Source organism: Vibrio hippocampi, assembly GCF_921292975.1.
Lineage (GTDB): Bacteria > Pseudomonadota > Gammaproteobacteria > Enterobacterales > Vibrionaceae > Vibrio > Vibrio hippocampi.
This window is the reverse complement of record NZ_CAKLCM010000002.1, coordinates 826,378-847,490: the sequence shown is the minus strand read 5'-3', so window position 1 is coordinate 847,490 and position 21,113 is coordinate 826,378. Positions and strand designations below refer to the sequence as shown.

Annotated in this window: 18 protein-coding genes; 12 read left to right on the top strand and 6 right to left on the bottom strand. The window is 44.6% G+C overall.

The window, feature by feature from the left end:
* Nucleotides 1-206: 206 nt before the first annotated feature.
* Nucleotides 207-1,151, top strand: coding sequence for a LysR substrate-binding domain-containing protein (locus tag L9Q39_RS06285; protein WP_237484248.1), 945 nt, complete (start codon nt 207-209; stop codon nt 1,149-1,151).
* A 151-nt stretch (nt 1,152-1,302) separates the two neighbouring features.
* On the opposite strand, the gene gyrA is transcribed toward L9Q39_RS06285, so the two are convergent.
* Nucleotides 1,303-3,933: a DNA topoisomerase (ATP-hydrolyzing) subunit A gene (gene gyrA / locus L9Q39_RS06280; RefSeq protein ID WP_237484247.1), complete on the bottom strand. Its 2,631-nt coding sequence runs from the start codon at nt 3,931-3,933 to the stop codon at nt 1,303-1,305.
* Nucleotides 3,934-4,262: 329 nt separating this feature from the next.
* On the opposite strand from gyrA, the gene ubiG reads away from it, so the two are divergent.
* The 7 genes from ubiG (at nt 4,263) to L9Q39_RS06245 (ending at nt 12,161) form a co-directional block, all read left to right on the top strand.
* Nucleotides 4,263-4,973, top strand: a complete 711-nt coding sequence (ubiG, locus tag L9Q39_RS06275; protein ID WP_237484246.1) for a bifunctional 2-polyprenyl-6-hydroxyphenol methylase/3-demethylubiquinol 3-O-methyltransferase UbiG — start codon at nt 4,263-4,265, stop codon at nt 4,971-4,973.
* A gap of 525 nt (nt 4,974-5,498) precedes the next feature.
* Complete coding sequence (gene nrdA / locus L9Q39_RS06270; protein ID WP_237484245.1) at nt 5,499-7,784, top strand: class 1a ribonucleoside-diphosphate reductase subunit alpha; 2,286 nt, start codon at nt 5,499-5,501, stop codon at nt 7,782-7,784.
* Nucleotides 7,785-7,858: 74 nt separating this feature from the next.
* Nucleotides 7,859-8,992 (top strand): class Ia ribonucleoside-diphosphate reductase subunit beta, encoded by a 1,134-nt coding sequence (nrdB, locus tag L9Q39_RS06265; protein ID WP_237484244.1) that lies wholly within the window; start codon nt 7,859-7,861, stop codon nt 8,990-8,992.
* Complete coding sequence (yfaE, locus tag L9Q39_RS06260; protein WP_237484243.1) at nt 8,992-9,267, top strand: class I ribonucleotide reductase maintenance protein YfaE; 276 nt, start codon at nt 8,992-8,994, stop codon at nt 9,265-9,267. The genes nrdB and yfaE overlap by 1 nt, the downstream gene beginning before the upstream one ends.
* Nucleotides 9,268-9,412: 145 nt before the next feature.
* Nucleotides 9,413-10,579, top strand: a complete 1,167-nt coding sequence (locus L9Q39_RS06255; protein ID WP_237484242.1) for an AAA family ATPase — start codon at nt 9,413-9,415, stop codon at nt 10,577-10,579.
* Nucleotides 10,580-10,853: 274 nt separating this feature from the next.
* Nucleotides 10,854-11,258, top strand: coding sequence for a hypothetical protein (locus L9Q39_RS06250; RefSeq protein ID WP_237484241.1), 405 nt, complete (start codon nt 10,854-10,856; stop codon nt 11,256-11,258).
* 222 nt (nt 11,259-11,480) lie between these two features.
* Nucleotides 11,481-12,161: a DedA family protein gene (locus L9Q39_RS06245; protein ID WP_237484240.1), complete on the top strand. Its 681-nt coding sequence runs from the start codon at nt 11,481-11,483 to the stop codon at nt 12,159-12,161.
* A 102-nt stretch (nt 12,162-12,263) separates the two neighbouring features.
* Here the strand turns inward: L9Q39_RS06245 and L9Q39_RS06240 are convergent, their stop codons facing one another.
* Together L9Q39_RS06240 and L9Q39_RS06235 are read right to left on the bottom strand one after the other, a co-directional pair.
* A complete protein-coding gene (locus L9Q39_RS06240) occupies nt 12,264-12,500 on the bottom strand; it encodes a hypothetical protein (RefSeq protein ID WP_237484239.1) in 237 nt (78 codons plus the stop codon).
* A gap of 200 nt (nt 12,501-12,700) precedes the next feature.
* Complete coding sequence (locus tag L9Q39_RS06235; RefSeq protein WP_237484238.1) at nt 12,701-13,951, bottom strand: CinA family nicotinamide mononucleotide deamidase-related protein; 1,251 nt, start codon at nt 13,949-13,951, stop codon at nt 12,701-12,703.
* 679 nt (nt 13,952-14,630) lie between these two features.
* Here L9Q39_RS06235 and L9Q39_RS06230 point away from each other — a divergent pair.
* The 4 genes from L9Q39_RS06230 to L9Q39_RS06215 all read left to right on the top strand — a co-directional run bounded on the left by L9Q39_RS06230 (nt 14,631) and on the right by L9Q39_RS06215 (nt 18,266).
* Nucleotides 14,631-15,590 (top strand): TRAP transporter substrate-binding protein, encoded by a 960-nt coding sequence (locus tag L9Q39_RS06230; RefSeq protein WP_237484237.1) that lies wholly within the window; start codon nt 14,631-14,633, stop codon nt 15,588-15,590.
* A gap of 56 nt (nt 15,591-15,646) precedes the next feature.
* Nucleotides 15,647-16,141 carry a TRAP transporter small permease gene (locus L9Q39_RS06225; RefSeq protein WP_237484236.1) on the top strand — a complete coding sequence of 165 codons (495 nt, stop codon included), beginning with the start codon at nt 15,647-15,649 and terminating at the stop codon, nt 16,139-16,141.
* Between the two features lies 1 nt (nt 16,142).
* Nucleotides 16,143-17,447: a TRAP transporter large permease gene (locus L9Q39_RS06220; protein WP_237484235.1), complete on the top strand. Its 1,305-nt coding sequence runs from the start codon at nt 16,143-16,145 to the stop codon at nt 17,445-17,447.
* Between the two features lie 303 nt (nt 17,448-17,750).
* The gene (locus tag L9Q39_RS06215; RefSeq protein WP_237484234.1) at nt 17,751-18,266 is read left to right on the top strand and encodes a glycine cleavage system transcriptional repressor; all 516 of its coding nucleotides are present in this window, start codon (nt 17,751-17,753) and stop codon (nt 18,264-18,266) included.
* 295 nt (nt 18,267-18,561) lie between these two features.
* On the opposite strand, the gene L9Q39_RS06210 is transcribed toward L9Q39_RS06215, so the two are convergent.
* The 3 genes from L9Q39_RS06210 to L9Q39_RS06200 form a co-directional block, all read right to left on the bottom strand.
* Complete coding sequence (locus tag L9Q39_RS06210; RefSeq protein ID WP_237484233.1) at nt 18,562-19,587, bottom strand: IS4 family transposase; 1,026 nt, start codon at nt 19,585-19,587, stop codon at nt 18,562-18,564.
* 147 nt (nt 19,588-19,734) lie between these two features.
* Entirely contained in the window at nt 19,735-20,268 is a 534-nt protein-coding gene (locus tag L9Q39_RS20650) for a pilus assembly FimT family protein (protein WP_290369128.1), read from the bottom strand.
* A 144-nt stretch (nt 20,269-20,412) separates the two neighbouring features.
* Complete coding sequence (locus L9Q39_RS06200) at nt 20,413-21,093, bottom strand: DNA-3-methyladenine glycosylase I (protein WP_237485516.1); 681 nt, start codon at nt 21,091-21,093, stop codon at nt 20,413-20,415.
* Nucleotides 21,094-21,113 lie beyond the last annotated feature (20 nt).

Below are 21,113 nucleotides of genomic sequence, written 5' to 3'. Positions count from 1 at the left end.
GCGACTCTCACTATTGTTATTAAATATTATTGTTTTTGGATGCTGTTGTTTTGGATGCTGTTGTTTTAGATGCTGTTGTTTTAGATGCTATAGCTTTTAGATGCTTTAGCTTTTAAATTCTGCTGTTTACTGCCTTTACTATAACGGCTGTGTGTTATGATTTGCAGTGACTATTTTTCAACTTAAACATGAACCAATGGAATATCATGCTTGATATCAAATCGTTATTGCACAGTGATATGAACCTCCTTATCTGTTTGCATGTGTTGCTTGAAGAAAGAAGCGTCAGTCAAGCCGCTAAGCGAATGCACTTAACCCAATCGGCGATCAGTAAACAGCTAACCCGTTTAAGGGTGTTATTTGATGACCCTTTATTTGAACGTGTATCTAAAGGGCTACTTCCCACACCTAAAGCGGTGGCTTTAGCCCCTAAGATTCATCAAATTTTAGTTCAAGTTGAACAACTTGCGCAGTTAGACGAGTTTATTCCTAATGATAGCCAGCGTAGTTTTCATTTTGAGTTAGTGGAAACCGCCTATAGCGCCATCTATACCCAAAGCGTGATAACGGCTATGAAACAAGCGCCTTCTATTACGCTGAATGCACAAACATGGAATGAACAGAGCCTTGAACGATTGGTCAGGCGGGAAGCGGATTTTGGTATCGGTATGTTTGAATATGACAGTCGCGCTAAACATCATATCGCGACCATACCAAAGGAGTTGCAATATCAAGAACTGTTTCGGGACCACTCAGTCTGCTTAATGCATCCAAAGCACCCTGCCCTTCAGCAGCCATGGAACCTAGACACTTTTGTCAGTCATCGTCATATTCATGTGGTCACCGGAGGGGTCGGACGTTGGTTATTAATGGACTTGCTGGATCAGCAAAGTAAATCCCTAGATAAAGCGATCTTAGTTTCGGACATGAATAGTGCGGTAGAAATGTGTCAGCACAGCGACCTACTGATGTGTTATCCGTATAAAAATGTTAAGCACTTGGTCGATAACGGCACGTTGGTGATGAAACCTCTACCACTCAAGTTGGAACCTGGTGGTCTATTCCTGATATGGCATAAACATTTCGACCAAGATCAGGGACACCAGTGGATGCGGCAGCAAATCATTGACCAGAGTAGTGTCATTCATTAAGCAGTATCATTCACTAAACAATACCATTCACCCAAGCAACACCGCTTGCATAAGCATCAGATTTACATAAACAAGTATTAAAAAAGGTCTGTCACATTGTGACAGACCTTTTCGTAAGCTATTTTTCTCTAGTCATTAGAGAGACGAAGTCTTATTCGTCTGAGCTTGAATCATCGGCATCCGCTGCTGGTGCTTGATCGTCTGCTGCTGGTGTTTCTTCACCCTCAACGTCCTCACCTTCAACTGGTTCAATTTCATCAATCTCATCGATACGTTGTAGCGCAACCACGTTTTCGTCTTCAGCAGTACGGATTAGCGTTACACCTTGAGTGTTACGACCGACTTGGCTAACTTCAGAAACACGCGTACGAACCAGAGTACCAGCGTCGGTGATCATCATCATCTCGTCGCCTTCTTCTACTTGGATTGCACCCACTACACTACCGTTACGCTCAGAAACCTTAATCGAGACTACACCTTGAGTCGCACGACTCTTCGCTGGGTATTCTGCAAGAACGGTACGCTTACCATAGCCGTTCTCTGTTGCCGTCAAGATGTCACCATCTGTCTTAGGTACAATCAGAGAAACAACCTGGTCTTCGGCAGTCAGTTTAATACCGCGAACACCCGCTGCTGTACGACCCATGGCACGAACTTGGTCTTCTTTAAAGCGAACCACTTTACCTGACTTAGAGAACAGCATGATGTCGTTATCACCGTTAGTGATATCGACACCGATCAATTGGTCGTCATCACGTAGGTTAACGGCAATCAGACCGTTGGCACGAACGTTGGCAAAGCTAGCCAAAGAGGTTTTCTTAACGGTACCGTCGCCAGTCGCCATAAAGATAAACTTATCTTCGGTAAATTCAGACACAGGTAGGATCGCAGTGATACGCTCGCCTTCTTCAAGTGGCAGAATATTAACGATAGGCTTACCACGCGCAGTGCGGCTCGCTAATGGTAGTTGATACACTTTCAAGCGATAAGTTTTACCGCGAGTCGAGAAACAAAGGATGTTATCGTGAGTATTGGCTACCAATAGGCGGTCAATATAGTCCTCATCCTTCATCTTAGTGGCGCTCTTACCTTTACCACCACGACGCTGTGCTTCGTAATCACTCAGCACTTGGTACTTCACATAACCTTCATGAGATAGCGTCACAACCACGTCTTCGCGGGCAATGAGCTCTTCCATATCGATATCGTGAACAGCCGCTGTGATTTCACTGCGACGCACATCGCCGTAAGTCGCTTGAACAAGCTCAAGCTCTTCGGTAATCACTTCCATCAAACGCTCAGTGCTCGCAAGAATGTGCATTAGCTCAGCAATTTCTTCAAGCAGCGCTTTGTATTCGTCAAGGATCTTCTCGTGTTCTAGACCGGTTAGACGGTGTAGACGAAGCTCAAGAATCGCTTGCGCTTGCTGTTCGGTCAGATAGTACAGACCATCACGGATGCCATACTGGTCTTCCAACCAATCAGGACGTGCTGCGTCAGTACCTGCGCGCTCTAGCATAGATGCGACGTTGCCCAGTTTCCAACCACGAGAGATTAAGCCCTCTTTGGCTTCCGCTGGCGTTGGCGCACTCTTGATCAGTTCGATCACTTCATCAATGTTAGCCAGTGCTAATGAAAGTGCTTCAAGAATATGAGCACGGTCACGAGCTTTGCGTAGTTCAAAGATGGTGCGACGAGTCACTACTTCGCGACGGTGGTCAACGAAGCACTTCAGCATATCTTTCAGGTTAAACAGTTGCGGCTGTCCGTTATTCAGCGCAACCATGTTGATACCGAAAGTCGTCTGCAATTGAGTCTGTGAATAAAGGTTGTTTAGAACCACTTCACCCACGGCATCACGCTTACATTCAATAACGATGCGCATACCGTCTTTGTCAGACTCATCGCGAAGAGCGCTGATGCCCTCAACTTTCTTATCTTTAACCAGTTCAGCAATTTTCTCGATCAGGCGAGCTTTGTTCACTTGGTACGGAATTTCCGTAACAATAATGGTCTCTCTACCCGCTTTATCGCTTTCGATCTCCGCTTTCGAACGCATGTAAACTTTACCGCGTCCTGTTTTATAAGCGTCGATGATACCCTTACGACCGCTAATCAGCGCTGCCGTTGGGAAGTCTGGCCCCGGAATGAACTCCATCAACTCATCGATGGTAATATCTTCATTGTTGATGTAAGCCAAGCAACCATCAATAACTTCATTCAAGTTATGAGGTGGAATATTGGTCGCCATACCAACCGCGATACCTGATGAACCGTTAACTAATAGGTTCGGGATCTTCGTTGGCAGTACTGCTGGGATCTGCTCCGTTCCATCATAGTTAGGAACGTAGTCAACCGTGTCTTTCTCTAAATCGGCTAGCAGCTCATGAGCAATTTTAGCCATACGTACTTCGGTGTAACGCATAGCCGCTGCTGAGTCGCCATCGATTGAGCCAAAGTTACCTTGACCATCGACCAGCATATAGCGCAGTGAGAATGGCTGAGCCATACGCACTATAGTGTCATAAACGGCACTATCACCGTGTGGGTGGTATTTACCGATAACATCGCCCACTACACGGGCAGATTTTTTATATGGTTTGTTCCAATCATTACCTAGCACATTCATCGCGAATAAAACGCGACGGTGTACAGGCTTTAGGCCATCACGCACATCTGGAAGTGCTCGACCGACGATAACGGACATCGCATAGTCGAGGTATGAGCCTCTCAGCTCATCTTCAATGTTTACAGGCGTGATCTCTCTAGCTAGATCGCTCATAGAGCTAATATCCCTCTATAGTTTGATCGTATTCTCGATACGTATAAGGTGAAAAAATATAACACATTAAACGCCAATACGGCATCTCTTTCCCTATGCTTTTATCACGTTGTGACCTTTGTTACGCTTCAACTGCTGACATTTTGCACATTTGATCACGGCGCACTCCATATTCGGCGAAAAAATCAACAACTTATTCGATCGACCTTGATGGAAAAACTTGATGCTTTGTGTTTTTTATTCGCGTTTAGCGGTCACTTTTCCCATAGAGGCTCCGATTGAAATTGGTTATACTGCCGCACAACAACCCGCAACATCTTATGTGAATTATGGAAATGCAGCACAACGTTGACCCAGAAGAAATCAAAAAATTTGAAGATATCGCCAGCCGTTGGTGGGATTTAGAAGGCGAATTCAAGCCGCTACATCAAATCAACCCGCTGCGTTTGAATTATGTTCTTGAACGAGCCAATGGCTTGTTTGGTAAGACGGTTCTCGACGTGGGATGCGGCGGTGGTATTCTTGCAGAAAGCATGGCGAAACAAGGCGCCAATGTCACTGGCTTAGATATGGGCAAAGAACCCTTAGAAGTGGCACGACTTCACGCATTGGAAACTGGTGTTAAGCTTGACTATGTGCAAAGCACGGTAGAAAGCCATGCCGATGACAACCCTGAAAAATATGACGTTGTCACCTGTATGGAGATGCTAGAACACGTTCCCGATCCCGCCTCAGTTATCGCGGCATGCAGTCGCTTAGTGAAGCCAGGTGGGCATGTGTTTTTCTCGACTTTAAACCGAAACATACAGTCTTACCTGTTCGCCATCGTCGGTGCGGAAAAATTGCTCAAAATTGTTCCGGACAATACCCATCAGTATGAAAAGTTCATCAAGCCATCAGAAATGATGAAAATGATTGATGCGACGCCGCTGCAAGACCAAGCCATCACAGGATTGCACTATAACCCGCTCACGGGTCGCTACAAGCTTGGACCGCGTGTCGATGTGAATTATATCGTCCACAGCCAAAAACCGGACTAAACCAAAGACCCGACAAAGAAAAAGATCCGCCGAAAGATCATTTGTGATCTTTCGGCTTTTTTACGTCTATTTTATCGGACCAATGACAACGCTGGCACTGCCATAGCGAGATGAGAAACTCAAGTGAAGTTTTATGATTTAGCGCTCAAATTTCCGACGTATTTCAGCACTCAACATCACCGTAAATTCTAGCAAAAGATCAAGAGATTTTTTTTTTGCTTTGATTAATATCAAAGCAAATTGATTGTTCATGAAAACACGAGCCAAGTCTGCTATATGCTGTTACGTTAGTGGATACTTACTGATTTTTTTATTTTCCCAACTTATCCACAAGTCATCCTCGCTCATTCACTTGAAAAAAAAACCAAAATAGCACTATCTTGTAACTCAAATCGAACCACACCCCTACATGTTGTGTTTGGATGCACTAGATGTAGGAGAATTTGGAATGCGAAGTTTTCAATCTGACTCAACAAATTTTCCAAAATTGAAGCTTCGTTCCGCTTTGTTAGGGAACACCTTAGAATGAACCAACAATTAACCGTTACTAAACGTAATGGCATCAAAGAAAGTATTGATTTAGAAAAAATCCACCGAGTGATCACATGGGCTGCCGAAGGACTGGACAACGTGTCTGTATCACAGGTTGAACTTAAGGCTCACATTCAGTTCTACGACGGTATTACCACCTCAGACATCCACGAAACGATCATTAAATCTGCAGCGGATCTTATCTCTGAGGAAGCGCCAGATTACCAATACCTAGCGGCACGACTTGCTGTATTCCACCTGCGCAAAAAAGCGTACGGTCAATACGAGCCACCAGCGCTGTTCGACCACGTGTCTAAAATGGTTGAACAAGGCAAATACGACAGCCACTTACTGGAAGATTACACTCAAGCTGAATTTGCCGAGCTTGACCGTTATATCGACCACACCCGTGATCACAACTTCTCTTACGCTGCAGTTAAACAGCTTGAAGGTAAGTACTTTGTCCAAAACCGTGTCACCGGTCAGATCTTTGAAAGTGCTCAGTTCCTCTACATCTTAGTCGCGGCATGCTTATTTGCTAAGTACCCGAAAGAGAGTCGCCTTGACTATGTTAAGCGTTTCTATGATGCAACATCGACATTTAAGATTTCACTACCAACCCCGATTATGTCTGGTGTTCGTACGCCAACACGTCAGTTCAGTTCTTGTGTACTGATTGAGTGTGGCGATAGCCTTGATTCTATCAATGCGACCGCAAGCTCTATCGTGCGCTATGTATCGCAACGTGCAGGTATCGGTATCAATGCCGGTCGTATCCGTTCATTGGGTTCAGAGATCCGTGGCGGCGAGGCTTTCCATACTGGTTGTATCCCGTTCTACAAATACTTCCAAACGGCAGTAAAATGCTGTTCACAAGGTGGCGTACGTGGTGGCGCTGCGACGGTATTCTATCCAATGTGGCATGGCGAAGTGCAATCCCTATTGGTACTGAAGAATAACCGTGGTGTGGAAGAAAACCGTGTTCGTCATATGGACTACGGGGTTCAACTCAACAAACTGATGTATTCACGCCTTGTTAAAGGTGGCAACATTACCCTATTTTCTCCCTCTGACGTTCCGGGTCTGTACGATGCCTTCTTCGAAGACCAAGATAAGTTTGAACGTCTGTATGTGAAATATGAAAACGATCCATCAATCAAGAAGCAAGCCGTTAAAGCGGTTGAACTGTTCTCGCTATTAATGCAAGAGCGCGCTTCAACAGGTCGTATCTATATCCAGAACGTGGACCACTGTAATACACACAGCCCATTTGATTCTGAGGTGGCACCGGTTCGTCAATCTAACCTATGTCTTGAAATCGCGCTGCCAACTAAGCCATTAAGCAACGTAGAAGACGATGAAGGTGAGATTGCACTTTGTACGCTATCCGCGTTTAACCTTGGTGCAATTAACGAGTTAGACGACCTAGCAGAGCTGTCTCAGTTGGTGGTTCGTGCCCTAGATGCATTGCTTGACTATCAAGACTACCCGCTACCTGCGGCGTACAAGTCAACCATGAATCGTCGTACTCTTGGCGTGGGCGTTATCAACTATGCTTACTACCTTGCGAAGAATGGCGTGAAGTATTCAGACGGCTCAGCCAACAATCTGACACACCGTACCTTTGAAGCGATTCAATACCACTTACTAAGAGCCTCGGTTGAACTGGCGAAAGAACAGGGTCGCTGCCCTTCTTTCCACGAAACCAACTATGCTAAAGGTTTGCTACCTATCGACACGTATAAAAACGATGTTGATCTGGTCTGCGATGAACCCCTGCATTACGACTGGGATGAACTGCGCAGCGACATCATGGAATACGGTCTGCGTAACTCCACACTGACTGCGCTTATGCCGTCAGAGACATCGTCACAGATCTCGAACGCGACTAACGGTATCGAGCCACCTCGTGGTTATGTATCAGTGAAAGCGTCAAAAGACGGTATCTTGAAACAGGTGGTGCCTGACTTCACCAACCTAAAAGAGAACTATGAGCTTTTATGGAACATCGGCGGCAATGACGGTTATCTGCATCTTGTTGGTATTATGCAAAAGTTTGTAGACCAAGCGATTTCAGCCAACACTAACTATGATCCAAGTCTGTACGAAAGCGGCAAAGTGCCAATGAAGAAACTGCTTCAAGATCTTCTGACTGCGTATAAGTACGGTGTCAAGACACTGTATTATCACAACACTCGTGATGGCGCGAAAGACGATCAAGGCGACAAAGCGGTCGAAGCACAAGACGATGATTGCGCAGGCGGCGGTTGTAAGATTTAATCTCATCAATAGACAGTTTATAGACAGATTTAAGGCTCCCGCTTAACGCGGGAGCACATAAGGATTGCAGCACCATGGCATACAGTATTTTTACCCAAACAAAAAACGACCAGCTAAAAGAGCCGATGTTTCTTGGTCAACCGGTAAACGTGGCTCGATACGACCAACAGAAATTTGAGATTTTTGAAAAGCTGATTGAAAAGCAACTGAGCTTCTTCTGGCGTCCAGAAGAGGTGGATGTGTCGAGCGACCGTATCGACTACAACAAGTTGCCCGATCATGAAAAGCATATTTTTATCAGTAACCTAAAGTATCAAACTCTGCTTGATTCGATTCAAGGTCGTAGTCCAAACGTTGCTCTATTACCTTTGGTTTCACTGCCCGAATTAGAGACATGGATTGAGACGTGGTCATTCTCTGAAACCATCCACTCACGTTCATACACTCATATCATCCGTAACATCGTCAATGATCCGGGCGTGGTATTTGACGACATCGTTGACAACGAGCACATCCTAAAGCGCGCAAAAGACATTGCTCACTATTATGATGATCTGATCAAAATGACCAATGACTACCACCGATTTGGTGAAGGGACGCACACGGCAAATGGTGAAGAGGTCAACGTTAGCCTGCATGAGTTGAAGAAACAGCTTTACGTCTGCCTGATGTCCGTCAACGCGCTCGAAGCGATCCGTTTCTACGTCAGCTTTGCTTGCTCATTCGCGTTCGCAGAGCGTGAGTTGATGGAAGGTAACGCAAAAATCATTAAGCTGATTGCACGTGATGAAGCACTACACCTCACGGGAACTCAGCATATGATTAACCTGCTGCGCAACGGTCAAGACGATTTCTCGTTTATGCAGATCGCCGAAGAGTGCAAACAGCAGTGTTTCGACCTATTCAAAGAAGCCGCTGAGCAAGAAAAAGAGTGGGCTGAATACCTGTTTAAAGATGGTTCTATGATTGGTCTCAACAAAGATATTCTTTGCCAATACGTCGAATACATCACTAACGTGCGTATGAAAGCGGTCGGTCTTGATGCCGCTTACCCAGAGGCGACCTCTAACCCGATTCCATGGATTAACGCATGGTTATCGTCTGACAACGTTCAGGTCGCTCCACAAGAAGCGGAAATCAGCTCTTACCTTGTTGGTCAGATCGACAACGAAGTCAGTGCAGACGATTTTGAGGACTTTGAGCTGTAATGGCAAAAATTACTATCAACAGTATGACTACCATCGAATCGAATCCATCGAACACGCTATTAGAAACGATGGAACAAGCGGGTTTGACACCAGAGTACAACTGTCGCGACGGTCACTGCGGTGCCTGTCGCTGTACTTTAGTCTCTGGCGAAGTGGAATACGTTGGTTTTGCCATGGCTTACACTCAAGCTGATGAAATTTTGCCATGCATTTGTAAGGCAAAAACAGACGTTGCCATCGGCAATGCGGTGTTTCAAGAAAAGAAGCGCGCTTGATTGAATAGACCAGACAGCATAAATTGAAGAGTTGTATAGATTGAAGAGTCGCATAGCCAATGCGGCTCTTTTTTTGTCTCGTTTTCATGCTGTTATCTCGTTATCATTGTTTTTATCGTCATCATTTCACTTCAAAGGATTGTCTATGCTGAAAACACTCGCTATCTCCAATTATCGTTCACTGCAAGAGATCGTCATGCCGCTTGAGCGACTCAATCTCGTCACGGGCGGTAACGGCAGCGGCAAATCCAATATCTATAAGGCACTACGCTTATTAGCGGAAACCGCCAGCGGTGGGGTTATCAGTGCATTGGCGAAAGAAGGCGGATTGGAGTCGACCTATTGGGCAGGACCTAAAGCGATCACCAACGCGATGCGTCGTGGCGATGTCGACATTCAAGGCAATCAAAAGATTGGCAATAAACGTCTTAAACTCGGTTTTGCCAGTGACGATTTTGGTTACTCGGTGGCATTGGGGATCACGCCGCCCGTTCCCTATCCCAGCGCATTTAACCTAGATCCCGAAATCAAACGCGAATCCATTTGGCAGGGCAACCACTACCGACCCGCTTCTGCGTTGGTCGAACGTAAGGATGCCATGGTCAAAGTGCGTGAAGGTCGCAAGTGGCAGGTCGTCAATCAACATGTGCCCATGTATGAAAGTATGTTCACTCAAGTCGCCGACCCCAGTAAAGCGCCCGAAGTGCTGGCGATGCGTGAATATGTTAAGAACTGGCGCTTTTACGACCACTTTCGTACTGATGTCGATGCACCAGCGAGGCAACCGCAACTGGGTACTCGTACCACTGTAATGAGTCACGATGGTTCGGATTTAGCCGCCGCTCTGCAAACCATTATCGAAATCGGCGACGAAGCCGGATTAAATGAAGCCATTGACCAAGCCTTTCCCGGCGCAAACATCGCGATTAAAGTCTCTGAAGATGGCTTGTTTAGTCTGCTATTCCAGCAACATGGACTATTGCGTCCTTTAACGGGTAAAGAGCTTTCTGATGGTACACTCCGGTTTTTATTATGGGTCGCGGCGCTATTAACCCCTCGCCCGCCGTCTCTTATGGTCATCAATGAGCCTGAGACCAGTCTGCATCCCGATTTACTGCCTGCTTTAGCCAAACTTATCATCAAAGCATCGCAATCCACCCAGGTCTGGGTGGTTTCTCACTCCGATACTCTGATCAGTGAGTTGCAATATCACGGAGAATGTCACTGTATCCAACTCGACAAACAATTTGGGCAGACCCTTATTCAAGGGCAAGATTTACTGACTACGCCAAGTTGGCACTGGCCGAGTTAGCGTTAACCTAATGAGCATGGATTTAGTTAACATTAACTTAGTTAGCATAGACCTAGTGAGCATAGACCCTCCAGTGACCACCAAAAGTGGACTCAAAGGTCGATCCGCATAGAGCCATTGTCAGTAAATCGTCTTAGAGACAATGGCTTAGCTATGATTCAAACCTATGGTTAAAATTGAAAATTGCGCTATTTTTTTGTCATATGATAATTTAAATTGCAAAATTTTCCGCTTAGAGTTAAAACAGCACATCGTTAAATATTAGGTGTCGGTTGTGCGCGCTTACTTCGTTGGTGTTTTGGTCTTTTTAAGTGCTTTGATGGCTTGTGTATCGAGTCAGGCACAGTTGCCAGCAAATTTACACCATGGCATTCAACTAAGCCCGCTGTTCACTGAGGCTCAAAGCGTCCAGCAAGACTCAATTATTCTGAGTCATAAACCGAGAGCGAGTCTACTCAGTCGCAATTCCCTGCGCATTAATCCGCCAAACAAAAGTAAACCGTGGCTTGAGAACCCAGGGCGGCTAAAGTATGACGCTATTGCCCAGTTCAAGTTTACCAAGCAGGCATTCGAACAACTCGTTGCTTGTTACCATTATCTGATTTTTCCTTACTCACACCGTCGCCCTTCTAATGGCGAACCGTCGAACCTACTCTATCGATTCATGCATGCCAAATAGACCTAACCCGCGCGTAACGCCGCTGCATTAAGTTAACCAGTAAGATGCGTCAATAAGTAATAAGCGTTAATAAGTAAATAACGCTATCCCATAAAAAGCGTTAACCCGTAAAGAACGTTAACCAGTGAATTGCATTAGCCGCTGCATCGCAATTAGTTAGTAAATCGCACTAGTCAGTAGATTGCACTAGTTAGTAACTTGCATAAACCGTTAGGAGTTTTCATGTTTGATTCGATTATTCAAGTTTTGCTGGCCTTATGGCACCAAGACTTTACTTCATTGATGGCGCCAGGAAGTGCCGGGCTTATTTATTTTGTTGTTGCCACCCTTATATTTTTAGAAAGTGGCTTTATTCCAGCCGCGCCGTTTCCGTGTGACAGTATCGTGGTACTGTCCGGCACACTGGCTGCCGTTGGCGTGCTTGACCCTGTCGCGATTATGTTAGTGATCGTAGTCAGTGCAGCACTGGGGAGTTGGGCTGCGTACCTACAAGGTAAATGGCTCAATCGATTAGGTCCAGTTAAGCGATGGGTTGATGCCGTACCAGCAAAACGCATGGCTCAAGTTGACACCTTACTCGGCAAGCATGGTCTTATTGCACTGTTTTGTGCCCGCTTTATTCCGGTGGTTCGCTCGCTGCTGCCACTAATGATGGGTTTTCGTGTCAACAAAGTCGCCAAGTTTCAATATTTCGCTTGGCTGAGTGCTATTCTTTGGACTCTGCTGTTGTGTGGATTAGGGCTGCTGCTGCCTCTGTTGCCAGAAAAGATCAATAAAGTCATTACGATGGGACTGATGGCGGCACCAGTGATCACATTGACCATCGCTGTATTCAGTTTTCTCATCGTGAAAATTCGCAAGACGGTACGTAAATCAAAAGCCACACCTGGATTACCTCTGTAGTCATTCTAATTCCTTGTTGCTTATGATTGAGATCGTCCACACATAAAAAAATCCGGCACCAAGCTTGCGCATGGTGCCGGATCAACCGTGAAAACTTATTGGCTACATTGCTGCGAGAATAGAATCTGCAGTACCCATAGAGACCGTTTTGTCGGCGACATGACGCCCGCCGTCATCATAGAGGGCGATACGAAAGCCCTCCTCGGTTCTCACCTCTTCATTGGGCGCTTTTAGCCACATTGAAACAACATCACTGTACTTCTCGCTTAGCGTCTCACCTAGCATGATCTGCTCATTTGCGACCTGATAAAACACTCTTATTCTTGTTTGTGGAATCATGTTTATCCTCCTGCACACTGCTAATCAGGTTGAACCTCAAGTTTAAACAAGGATGGAAAAACGACCACTGTTAATTATGAGATATTTTTCTTATCCGCATAAATTCAACAACTTAGCGCTTATAACCAATAATTATATGACTAAAAATGTCCCAACTATGATGGGACATTGGATAATTATAAACAGAACACAGCCCAAATTTAGGCGTTATGAGTTAAGGTATCCGAAGGCAAAAATATTTGGTCTTTACGTGCAAAAAATCCATATTCGACAAACATCGGCAAACCCGCTAGATAACGACGTAACATGTCTGCTGCCACGACACTAATCACATGCTTAGTGTTTTTACTATCATAGTCACGCTGTAGAGTTAACGTCTGTCCCCACTCCCCTCGCGGCGTCGAGATGGCCAACGAAAAAGTGGATTGTTCGAGCTTACCTGTGGCGATGGCGATGTCTGTGTTGCAGTTAGTTCGTGTCGCGCCCGCTAGCGCCAAGGTTGCGCCTAATTGCTCTTCTTCTCGGTCCACTGGCGAGTGAGTCTGCTCACCCAAAACCCAAGTCGCTCCACACTGCTGCTCGATACGCGCATCATCCTGCAACCAAGAAGAGAGGTAGCCCTTAGTCACATGCTCGGCAATGGCTAAGGTTGGTTTCTGCTGCTCAATCAAAAAGCCTATACGCTCTAGCATAGGCTGTTCGATACTCACCACATTATGGCTCAAAAGTTTTGATATCATCGCTAACAAGCGTTGCCCGCGCTCATCATCCGCCATAGGACCAAATAATTTCACCTCAATAAAAGGCAGATAAGAGCGATAACCTAACTCATACTCTGGAGGCAGTGCCAGAGTTGCGAGCGTGTCTGAAATCCCAGACTCTGATAACCCAAAGGTAAATACTCGACGGCATTGTTTACCTTGCTGTTGTGGAAACAGTTGTTTTAAGTCAGGAATGATCTGTTCCATTGCCATTTTTTTAAACTCGCTCGGTACGCCAGGCGTAAAATAGAACAAGCAATCATTGATCATCATCTTAAAACCACAAGCGGTGCCAATCGGGTTATCGACCAAAATGGCGCTCTCCGGCAACATCGCCTGCTTAATATTGCTCTCTGGCATCGGTTTACCACGCTTAGCAAAGAAGGTTTTGAGAACCTCAAGCCAAGACTCATGCAATATCAAAGACTCACCCGCAGCTTCTGCCGCGACTTCTGTTGACAGATCATCCGAGGTTGGACCGAGACCACCGTTAACGATGACAATATCAAGATTAAGGCTCAACATCACAATCTCTTGTAGCAGAGAATCCCTCTGATCGCCCACGGTGGCGCGTTTGGTCATAGAAAAGCCATGTTCATAAAATGTTCGGCTTAACCAAGCAGCATTGGTATCGACAATATCTCCATACAACACCTCTTCGCCGGTACTTAACATCGCTATCTTTGGCATCGGTAAATCCTATTTATTAACCCATTTGCTAAAGGATGCCATGACGTTACCAAATAACAACCGTTATCTTGCCATTGAGTACCTTAAACGGCCAATTCTCGACCTTGTAACGGACGGAAGTTGTTGCACCCAATTGATGGACAAAACCGATTGAGCGATCACAATATGCTTTGTTGAGGCAAATAAATGTATGACGAATAATGCACACCTAAAGGCGTAGACTAACAAAGTAATCATTAGTCATTTCCAGCTAATTTAATTTGAACGATTCACATCTTAATAAAAATTAAACTGAATCGCAGAAATAACAACTTCGTTATATACAAATCCATCATTACAACAAAAAGTAATAATAAACCAACGACTTATTTATCAACAAATCACTCTAGTACCAATGACTGATAACAGCCTGAACCTAGATCGAAAAATTATATTATTGACCTGAGCCGTTATTTACAAAAAGGTAATTAGTGGTCGTTTCGCTTTTGCATTATTAGTGAAATTGCGTCACCTCACATAAATACCCCCGTTATTTTTATTTACGCCGCAACCCATCACAGTTTCACGTTTGTTTTATTGTACGACAAGTAAAAAAGTAATTAGCTAAGTTTATAGCAAGCGACTTATCCATTGAGTCATTTGTAAATATAACGACTAACTCATCCTGGAGTGAAACAACATGAAAAAGACAACTTTAACCTTGGCGGCTGCATCCATTTTATTTGCGTTGGGCGCCAATGCAAAAACCTTGACCCTCGGTCATGCAATGAACCTAGAAAGTGCTGCGCACAAAGGTATGGTAATCTTTGCTGAAAAAGTCGAAGAGAAGTCTAAAGGCGAATTGAAGGTCAAGATTTTTGCCAATGGTATGTTGGGCTCGGAGCGTGACCAAGCTGAGCAAGTGGTCACTGGCGCTATTGATATGGCAAAAATCAACGGCTCTCTTGCGGAGTCTTTTGAACCGACCTTCAAAGCCGTGTCGATTCCGTTTCTATTCCGCAGCGCTGAACACATGCATGACTTTATTCGCAGTGATGCCGCTGAAAAGATGCTTAAGTCCAGTGCCGGCAAAGGTTTCCTTGGCTTAACTTTTTATGATTCAGGTTCGCGCAGTTTCTACAGCTCTAAGCCGATTAATTCACCAGACGATCTCGCTGGCTTGAAGATTCGCGTTCCAGAGTCACCAACTATGATTGAAATGGTTCGTTTGCTTGGTGCTAAAGCCACTCCAGTACCGTTTACAGAAGTGTATACCGCGCTACAACAAGGTGTTATTGATGCCGCGGAAAACAACATTTCCAGCCTAGTTGAAATGAAGCATATGGAAGTCGCTAAGTTCTATGCGATGGACCAGCATATGATTACTCCGGATCTGATTATGATTTCTGAAACCACATGGAATGGTCTGTCTGCCGACCAACAAAAACTGGTTAAAGAAGCGGCGCTTGAGTCGATGGAAGAAGAGATCAAAATCTGGGCTGAAATCGACAACATGAACATGAAAAAAGCCAAGCAAAATGGCGTTGAATTTATCGAAGTTGATAAGAGCAAGTTCCGCGAAAAAGTGGCTCCTATGATTGCAGACGCAAAAGCTGATCCTGTTCTCGGCTATTACATCGATGAAATTAACAAGCTTTGATTGATGTCGGTGCGCCAAAGTGATTTGGCGCACTTTTAATTTGGAACAAAAGAATTATGTATAAAAACATTCATATTTTTAAGCAGTTAATTGATAAATTTGTGCTCTGCTTTTGCGGTTTCGCTATTGTTAGTTTGGTTATTACAGTTACATGGCAAGTTTTTAGCCGATATGTATTAAATGACCCGAGTTCTTGGACTGACGAATTGGCGAGATATTTAATGATTTGGTTCGGTCTTTCTGGAGCCAGTTATTTATTCGGTAAAAATGGTCACCTTGCCATTACATTATTTGTTGGAGCGGTAAAACCCGCTTTTCAGAAATATTGTTACCTTGTGATTAACCTTGTCTCTATCTCTTTTATCAACGTCGCTATGGTTAAGGGCGGTTTGCAACTGATTGGTAGAACCACCACTCAGCTTTCTCCTGCTTTGCAACTTCCTATGTCCTATGTCTATCTTATTTTGCCTATCTCTGGTGTTCTGATGACCATCTATATCATCCTTAACACTTTAGAAATCTTCACCAAGCCCGCACCAAGTCGAGGTTAATATGGATATCTCCGTCGGATTTTGGCTACTTTGCCTATTTTTGGTTTTAATTGCCTTTAGTGTGCCCATCGCTATCGCGATTGCCATGTCTTCATTGGTCATCATGTGTACCATCATGCCTATCGAGGTCGCTTTCATGACGGCCGGTCAAAAGATCATAACCGGTATTGATAGTTTTAGTTTGCTCGCCATACCGTTCTTTATCTTGGCGGGTAATATTATGAACCGAGGTGGCATTGCTTCACGGCTCGTGGACTTTGCCAAGATACTGGTTGGCAGAATGCCCGGCAGTTTGTGCCACGTAAACGTGATCGCCAACATGCTGTTTGGTTCCGTTTCTGGCTCGGCTGTGGCTGCGGCGGCTGCCGTTGGTAAAACCCTAGAGCCAGAGTTAGAAAAAGAAGGGTATGATAAATCGTTCTCCACCGCGGTGAACGTCGCTTCTTGTCCTGCTGGTTTATTGATTCCACCAAGTAACTCTTTGATTGTTTTCTCCGTAGTGAGTGGCGGTACCTCGATTGCTGCCCTATTTATCGCTGGCTACGTGCCGGGAATATTGATGGGTTTAACCTGTATGGTGTTAGCCTATTTTATTGCTAAGAAGCGTGGCTATCGTAATTCCGACCAAAAAGTCACGCCATCGCAGGCGTTTAGAATCACCCTTAGTGCGATACCCAGCTTAGGTCTGATTATTGTCGTCATTGGCGGTATTATTGGGGGAGTATTTACGGCGACTGAAGGGGCATGTATTGCGGTGTTGTATGCCTTTGGATTGTCGCTCTGTTATCGCAGTTTAACCTGGAGCACGATGCGAACCATTCTAGTTGAAACCGCTGAGATCACGGGCATCATGCTGTTTCTTATTGGCGCTTCAACCATCATGTCTTGGGCGATGGCGTTTACCGGGTTACCAAGTCTCATCAGTGAATGGATGATGTCAATTTCAGATAACCCTATCATCATCTTTATCTTGATGAACCTGATCTTATTGGTCGTTGGGATGTTTATGGATTTAACACCCGCGGTGTTGATCTTTACGCCTATCTTTATGCCTATTGCTGAACAATTAGGTATGCACCCTATTCACTTTGCCATGATGATCATTTTCAACCTCTGTATCGGTATTGCCACCCCTCCGGTGGGAACCGCGCTGTTTGTCGGTTGTAGTGTCAGTAACGCCAAAATAGAAGATGTGATCAAATCGGTAATACCGTTCTGCGCCTTGCTAATCGTGACGCTATTGGCAATCACCTTCATTCCATCTATCAGTCTTGCGCTTCCAAGAGCATTTGGTCTGATTCAATAATGCCTCATAGCCTCCCGTTACTGGGAGGCTATCTTATTCACTTTTCTAACAAAATTAACAGTTAGCCCTGCTTCTTGGCGAAATATGTGCAGTGGTTAGCATTTCCATCTTAAGCCATTTTGTTTGCAACAAAACATTGAAGTTCATCATGCACTACGTTCGGTTTAGGGCTAGACTGAACTTAGTTAATCAACAACTTATCTTTCCTCAATATGTCGTCGGTTAACCTAGCACACTGCTTGCTTACGTAGAATGAGAGCACGTACAAGACAGTATCAATTTGAGACCTGTGGAGGGCATCGTATGAGCAACTGTACTTTTATTGCCAACTTAGTTGGTCAAGCAACCCCAAACACCATCAGGAACCTCGCAACTGTGACTCATGATAATGATGGTAAATGGTTGGTCAGTAAGGTGAATTTTGTTGAAGAGCATGTGTCGGCGATCATCAAAGTAGAGTTACCTGAAGAGAACAAACAAGCGGTACAAGACGCCTTTAGAGCCGTTGAATCCATCGTCGTACAGTTTACTGATACTGATGCCCATAAACACAACGTTGATACTATCTTCAAGCTACGTTTCGATTCGAATGACCGTGCAGGTATCGTGAAAGAGATCACCCACCTGCTTGATGGTCAAGATATCCATATTCTCGATATGGACTGCCAACGAGTTTTCGTTGCTGGCGGTGGTGGCGTGAGTTCTAGCCTGTTTACCGCAAATATGGCGCTGAAGCTGCCAGAAGCGCTACAAATTGAAGATGTTGCGAACGACCTTGAAGCCCTGAGCGATGACACCCGAGTCATCTTAACTCCGTAGCGCAAATCCATCCTAATTGAGTTCGCTAAGCGAGCGCTGTGAAAAAATCCCCACAAGTTTGTGGGGATTTTTTCGAGAATTCACTGATACTTACGTACGTGCGCTCTGAGGGATCCCCATTTATTTGAGTGGTTGGCTTATTATTTGACAGTAGCATTTAGACAAGCTTTCCACTCCATACCTGAAAAGTTTAATCACAACCCTCAATGGTGTGTCTTTTAGCACGTTTTTAGCTAAGGTCAAAAAAGACAACACTCTTTTATTTTTTAATGAGTTAGCTTGGTATCTATAGTGTTTATTTTTGTCGCTCAGATTCAAACCCTACCAGCCAAAGAACTAAGGTGGCTACACAAGCTATAAGACATAATACTGCAATCCTTTTTGCTCCAAGCGTTTTACTGTGATGCCATGAAAAGCCATATCTCTGGCTTTTGTCGTCACGGAAGTTTTGCTCTATTTGCATTCTTTTGCTGTAGTAAATAACCGCTTTTTGGGGCGATAAATTCGCGTCATTGGTGACAAGCAACCAGGGCTCATTCGCTATCGATTTATAAGTTCTTTCAGCATCGGGGTAGATTTGGCTTTTTCTTCTTTTCTTATTGTGACGATGTTTACTTTTGGCTTTGAACAAATGGAAAAAACATTCGACCTGTGTTTTAGAGGTTTTACCTAATTTACCAAACCCTAATCCATGAGGGCGGCTAGATGCATTCATGTTGAGTTCAGGCACTGATTTCCAAGTTCCGTTCTTTACCTGACCGTGAATACGTCCCCTTACTCTGCCAAGAAAAAACCACCCCAGTGAAGCGACTTTGCTAAACCATGGTGTTTTAAATCCACCGTCCGTAACAATGTAAACAGGCTTACCCTTTGGTAAAATCGTGAACAAAGAATCTAAGAATTGGTTATGCACGTATTCTTTTTCTTGTTCCTCGGCAGTAACCACAGTATTAAAAATAGGGATAGCACGCCCATCGACAAGTAAACTGGCTCTCAATAACCAAAAATCACGATTACAGCAACCACTCCAGTCGACAGCAATCACAATAAAAGGCATGGCGTTGAGCGTAAACGATGAAAGTGCTTTGTATAGTGGGAGTAATTCACTTTGAAGTTTAGTATTACCTAAGAAACGATCTGTTCGCTTGATTTTGTGCTTTATAGCAGAAGGACCCTCTATGTTGCGACCGATGGTCGTTAGACTTAGTTCGTTTCCTCTGATAAGAGCATTACTGCAGTCTAGCAATGTCTTGACTCTAGCTTGATTGAAGTTCTTTAAAGATCTGGCAAGGATTTTGTGGCAAAATTTGGATATAAGCATGGCATTATGAGTTGTTTCTTTGTTTTTTGGCGATTACATAAGATCACAACTCGCCATGCTTGTCTAATTTTTGGGGATTCGTCAGTACGTGCGCTGGTATTACTATTCACTTGCATTAACATCCTCTGCCATTAACATCCTCTGCTATTAACAACCGCTGGTGTCCATGACAATCTCTGCACTGTCGGTATCTTCCCAACCATTACCTTCATTTTTCGAGGCTGTGGTATAGGTGACGTAGCAGTTTTGCGAAGTTGCCGTATAACCCTGAGGCATAAAGTGGAACATGTTCTGTTCCGTGACACCGTACCATTCCGCATCGGCATTTTGCTCGCATGAAGCATCAATCGTCATATTAAGCCAAACCGAAAGCTCGGCAACAAAATTATTGCAACTTGCAGCGACACGAGGATAACCACTTCTTACATTGATATCGTCAACGCCATCATCATTGAAATCGACATAATCCGTGCCGCTATCCACATCTTGAATGACAGATTTAGCATGTACCAACGACGCACCTGAGACCAATGCGCCTTTTAAACCTTCCACCGCTGATGCTCGTGCATCGCTGGAGTAATTTAAAAATCTCGGAGCAGCGATCACGGCCAGAATACCTAAAATAGTGATCACGACGATCATCTCTATCAGCGTAAAGCCTCTGTTCTTATCATTTACCACAACTTAAGTCCTTGTAACTGTGAAAAACCGCTCGCGTCTTTTTCAGGCGCAAACTCAACCAGATGACTTCAATTGTAAGTAAATTTTACCGCATTGTGTAGTACTGACGACTTATTAAGCCAATTATTAGTACTAGTACTCGACTCAGACCCGATTTTCACCAAAACTGTAGGCAATAATCTGGCTGATCTCGGATAAACTCCGACCTGACTCGCGTTGCCACGCGACAAATGCCGAGTTGGCGGCTTTTAGCGCTCGCTTAGTATTACGACCAGAATCAATAATATGGGTGTTACGCAGATACGCTTCCACATCTTGAGATAAGATAAACGTATCCACCCCCAATTGTCTTAATGCGTAAGGACCGGTATTGCCACCCAGTCTTGCTCCATGCTTACGCAGATACTCCCAAAGTTCAGTGATCGACTCTGCTTGCCATTGCGCCACCATCTTGGCAAAAGAACCATATTCACGCCGTGCATTGAAAATCATCGACGCATTGGTTTGAATCGATTTCACCTTGGTCATGTGACGAATGATCTTGGGATCGCTGCCTTTCATTTCCCATTGCGGCTCAGAGAGCATTAATAGCGGCTCGACTTTGAATTGAAAAAACAGTTGTTCAAAATTGGGCCATTTGTTACGTACTACTTTCCAACTCATGCCACTTTGGAATACTTTCATTGTAAACGCGGCCAGCCATCTATCATCTGGAATTTGCGCGAGTTCTTGCTTCGATAAAGGATGTGACAGCAGTGACTCTAAACTCGCTTCGCCACCTTTTCGATGGGCGGCTCTCGCATATATATTGGCAAATTTTTCCATCATTTCCACGCTTTACTATA

Bases quoted from the DNA above. Each gene is read 5' to 3' on its own strand.
- L9Q39_RS06285 (WP_237484248.1), top strand. From the start codon at position 207: ATGCTTGATATCAAATCGTTATTGCACAGTGATATGAACCTCCTTATC.
- gyrA (WP_237484247.1), bottom strand. From the start codon at position 3,933: ATGAGCGATCTAGCTAGAGAGATCACGCCTGTAAACATTGAAGATGAG.
- ubiG (WP_237484246.1), top strand. From the start codon at position 4,263: ATGGAAATGCAGCACAACGTTGACCCAGAAGAAATCAAAAAATTTGAA.
- nrdA (WP_237484245.1), top strand. From the start codon at position 5,499: ATGAACCAACAATTAACCGTTACTAAACGTAATGGCATCAAAGAAAGT.
- nrdB (WP_237484244.1), top strand. From the start codon at position 7,859: ATGGCATACAGTATTTTTACCCAAACAAAAAACGACCAGCTAAAAGAG.
- yfaE (WP_237484243.1), top strand. From the start codon at position 8,992: ATGGCAAAAATTACTATCAACAGTATGACTACCATCGAATCGAATCCA.
- L9Q39_RS06255 (WP_237484242.1), top strand. From the start codon at position 9,413: ATGCTGAAAACACTCGCTATCTCCAATTATCGTTCACTGCAAGAGATC.
- L9Q39_RS06245 (WP_237484240.1), top strand. From the start codon at position 11,481: ATGTTTGATTCGATTATTCAAGTTTTGCTGGCCTTATGGCACCAAGAC.
- L9Q39_RS06240 (WP_237484239.1), bottom strand. From the start codon at position 12,500: ATGATTCCACAAACAAGAATAAGAGTGTTTTATCAGGTCGCAAATGAG.
- L9Q39_RS06235 (WP_237484238.1), bottom strand. From the start codon at position 13,951: ATGCCAAAGATAGCGATGTTAAGTACCGGCGAAGAGGTGTTGTATGGA.
- L9Q39_RS06230 (WP_237484237.1), top strand. From the start codon at position 14,631: ATGAAAAAGACAACTTTAACCTTGGCGGCTGCATCCATTTTATTTGCG.
- L9Q39_RS06225 (WP_237484236.1), top strand. From the start codon at position 15,647: ATGTATAAAAACATTCATATTTTTAAGCAGTTAATTGATAAATTTGTG.
- L9Q39_RS06220 (WP_237484235.1), top strand. From the start codon at position 16,143: ATGGATATCTCCGTCGGATTTTGGCTACTTTGCCTATTTTTGGTTTTA.
- L9Q39_RS06215 (WP_237484234.1), top strand. From the start codon at position 17,751: ATGAGCAACTGTACTTTTATTGCCAACTTAGTTGGTCAAGCAACCCCA.
- L9Q39_RS06210 (WP_237484233.1), bottom strand. From the start codon at position 19,587: ATGCTTATATCCAAATTTTGCCACAAAATCCTTGCCAGATCTTTAAAG.
- L9Q39_RS06200 (WP_237485516.1), bottom strand. From the start codon at position 21,093: ATGGAAAAATTTGCCAATATATATGCGAGAGCCGCCCATCGAAAAGGT.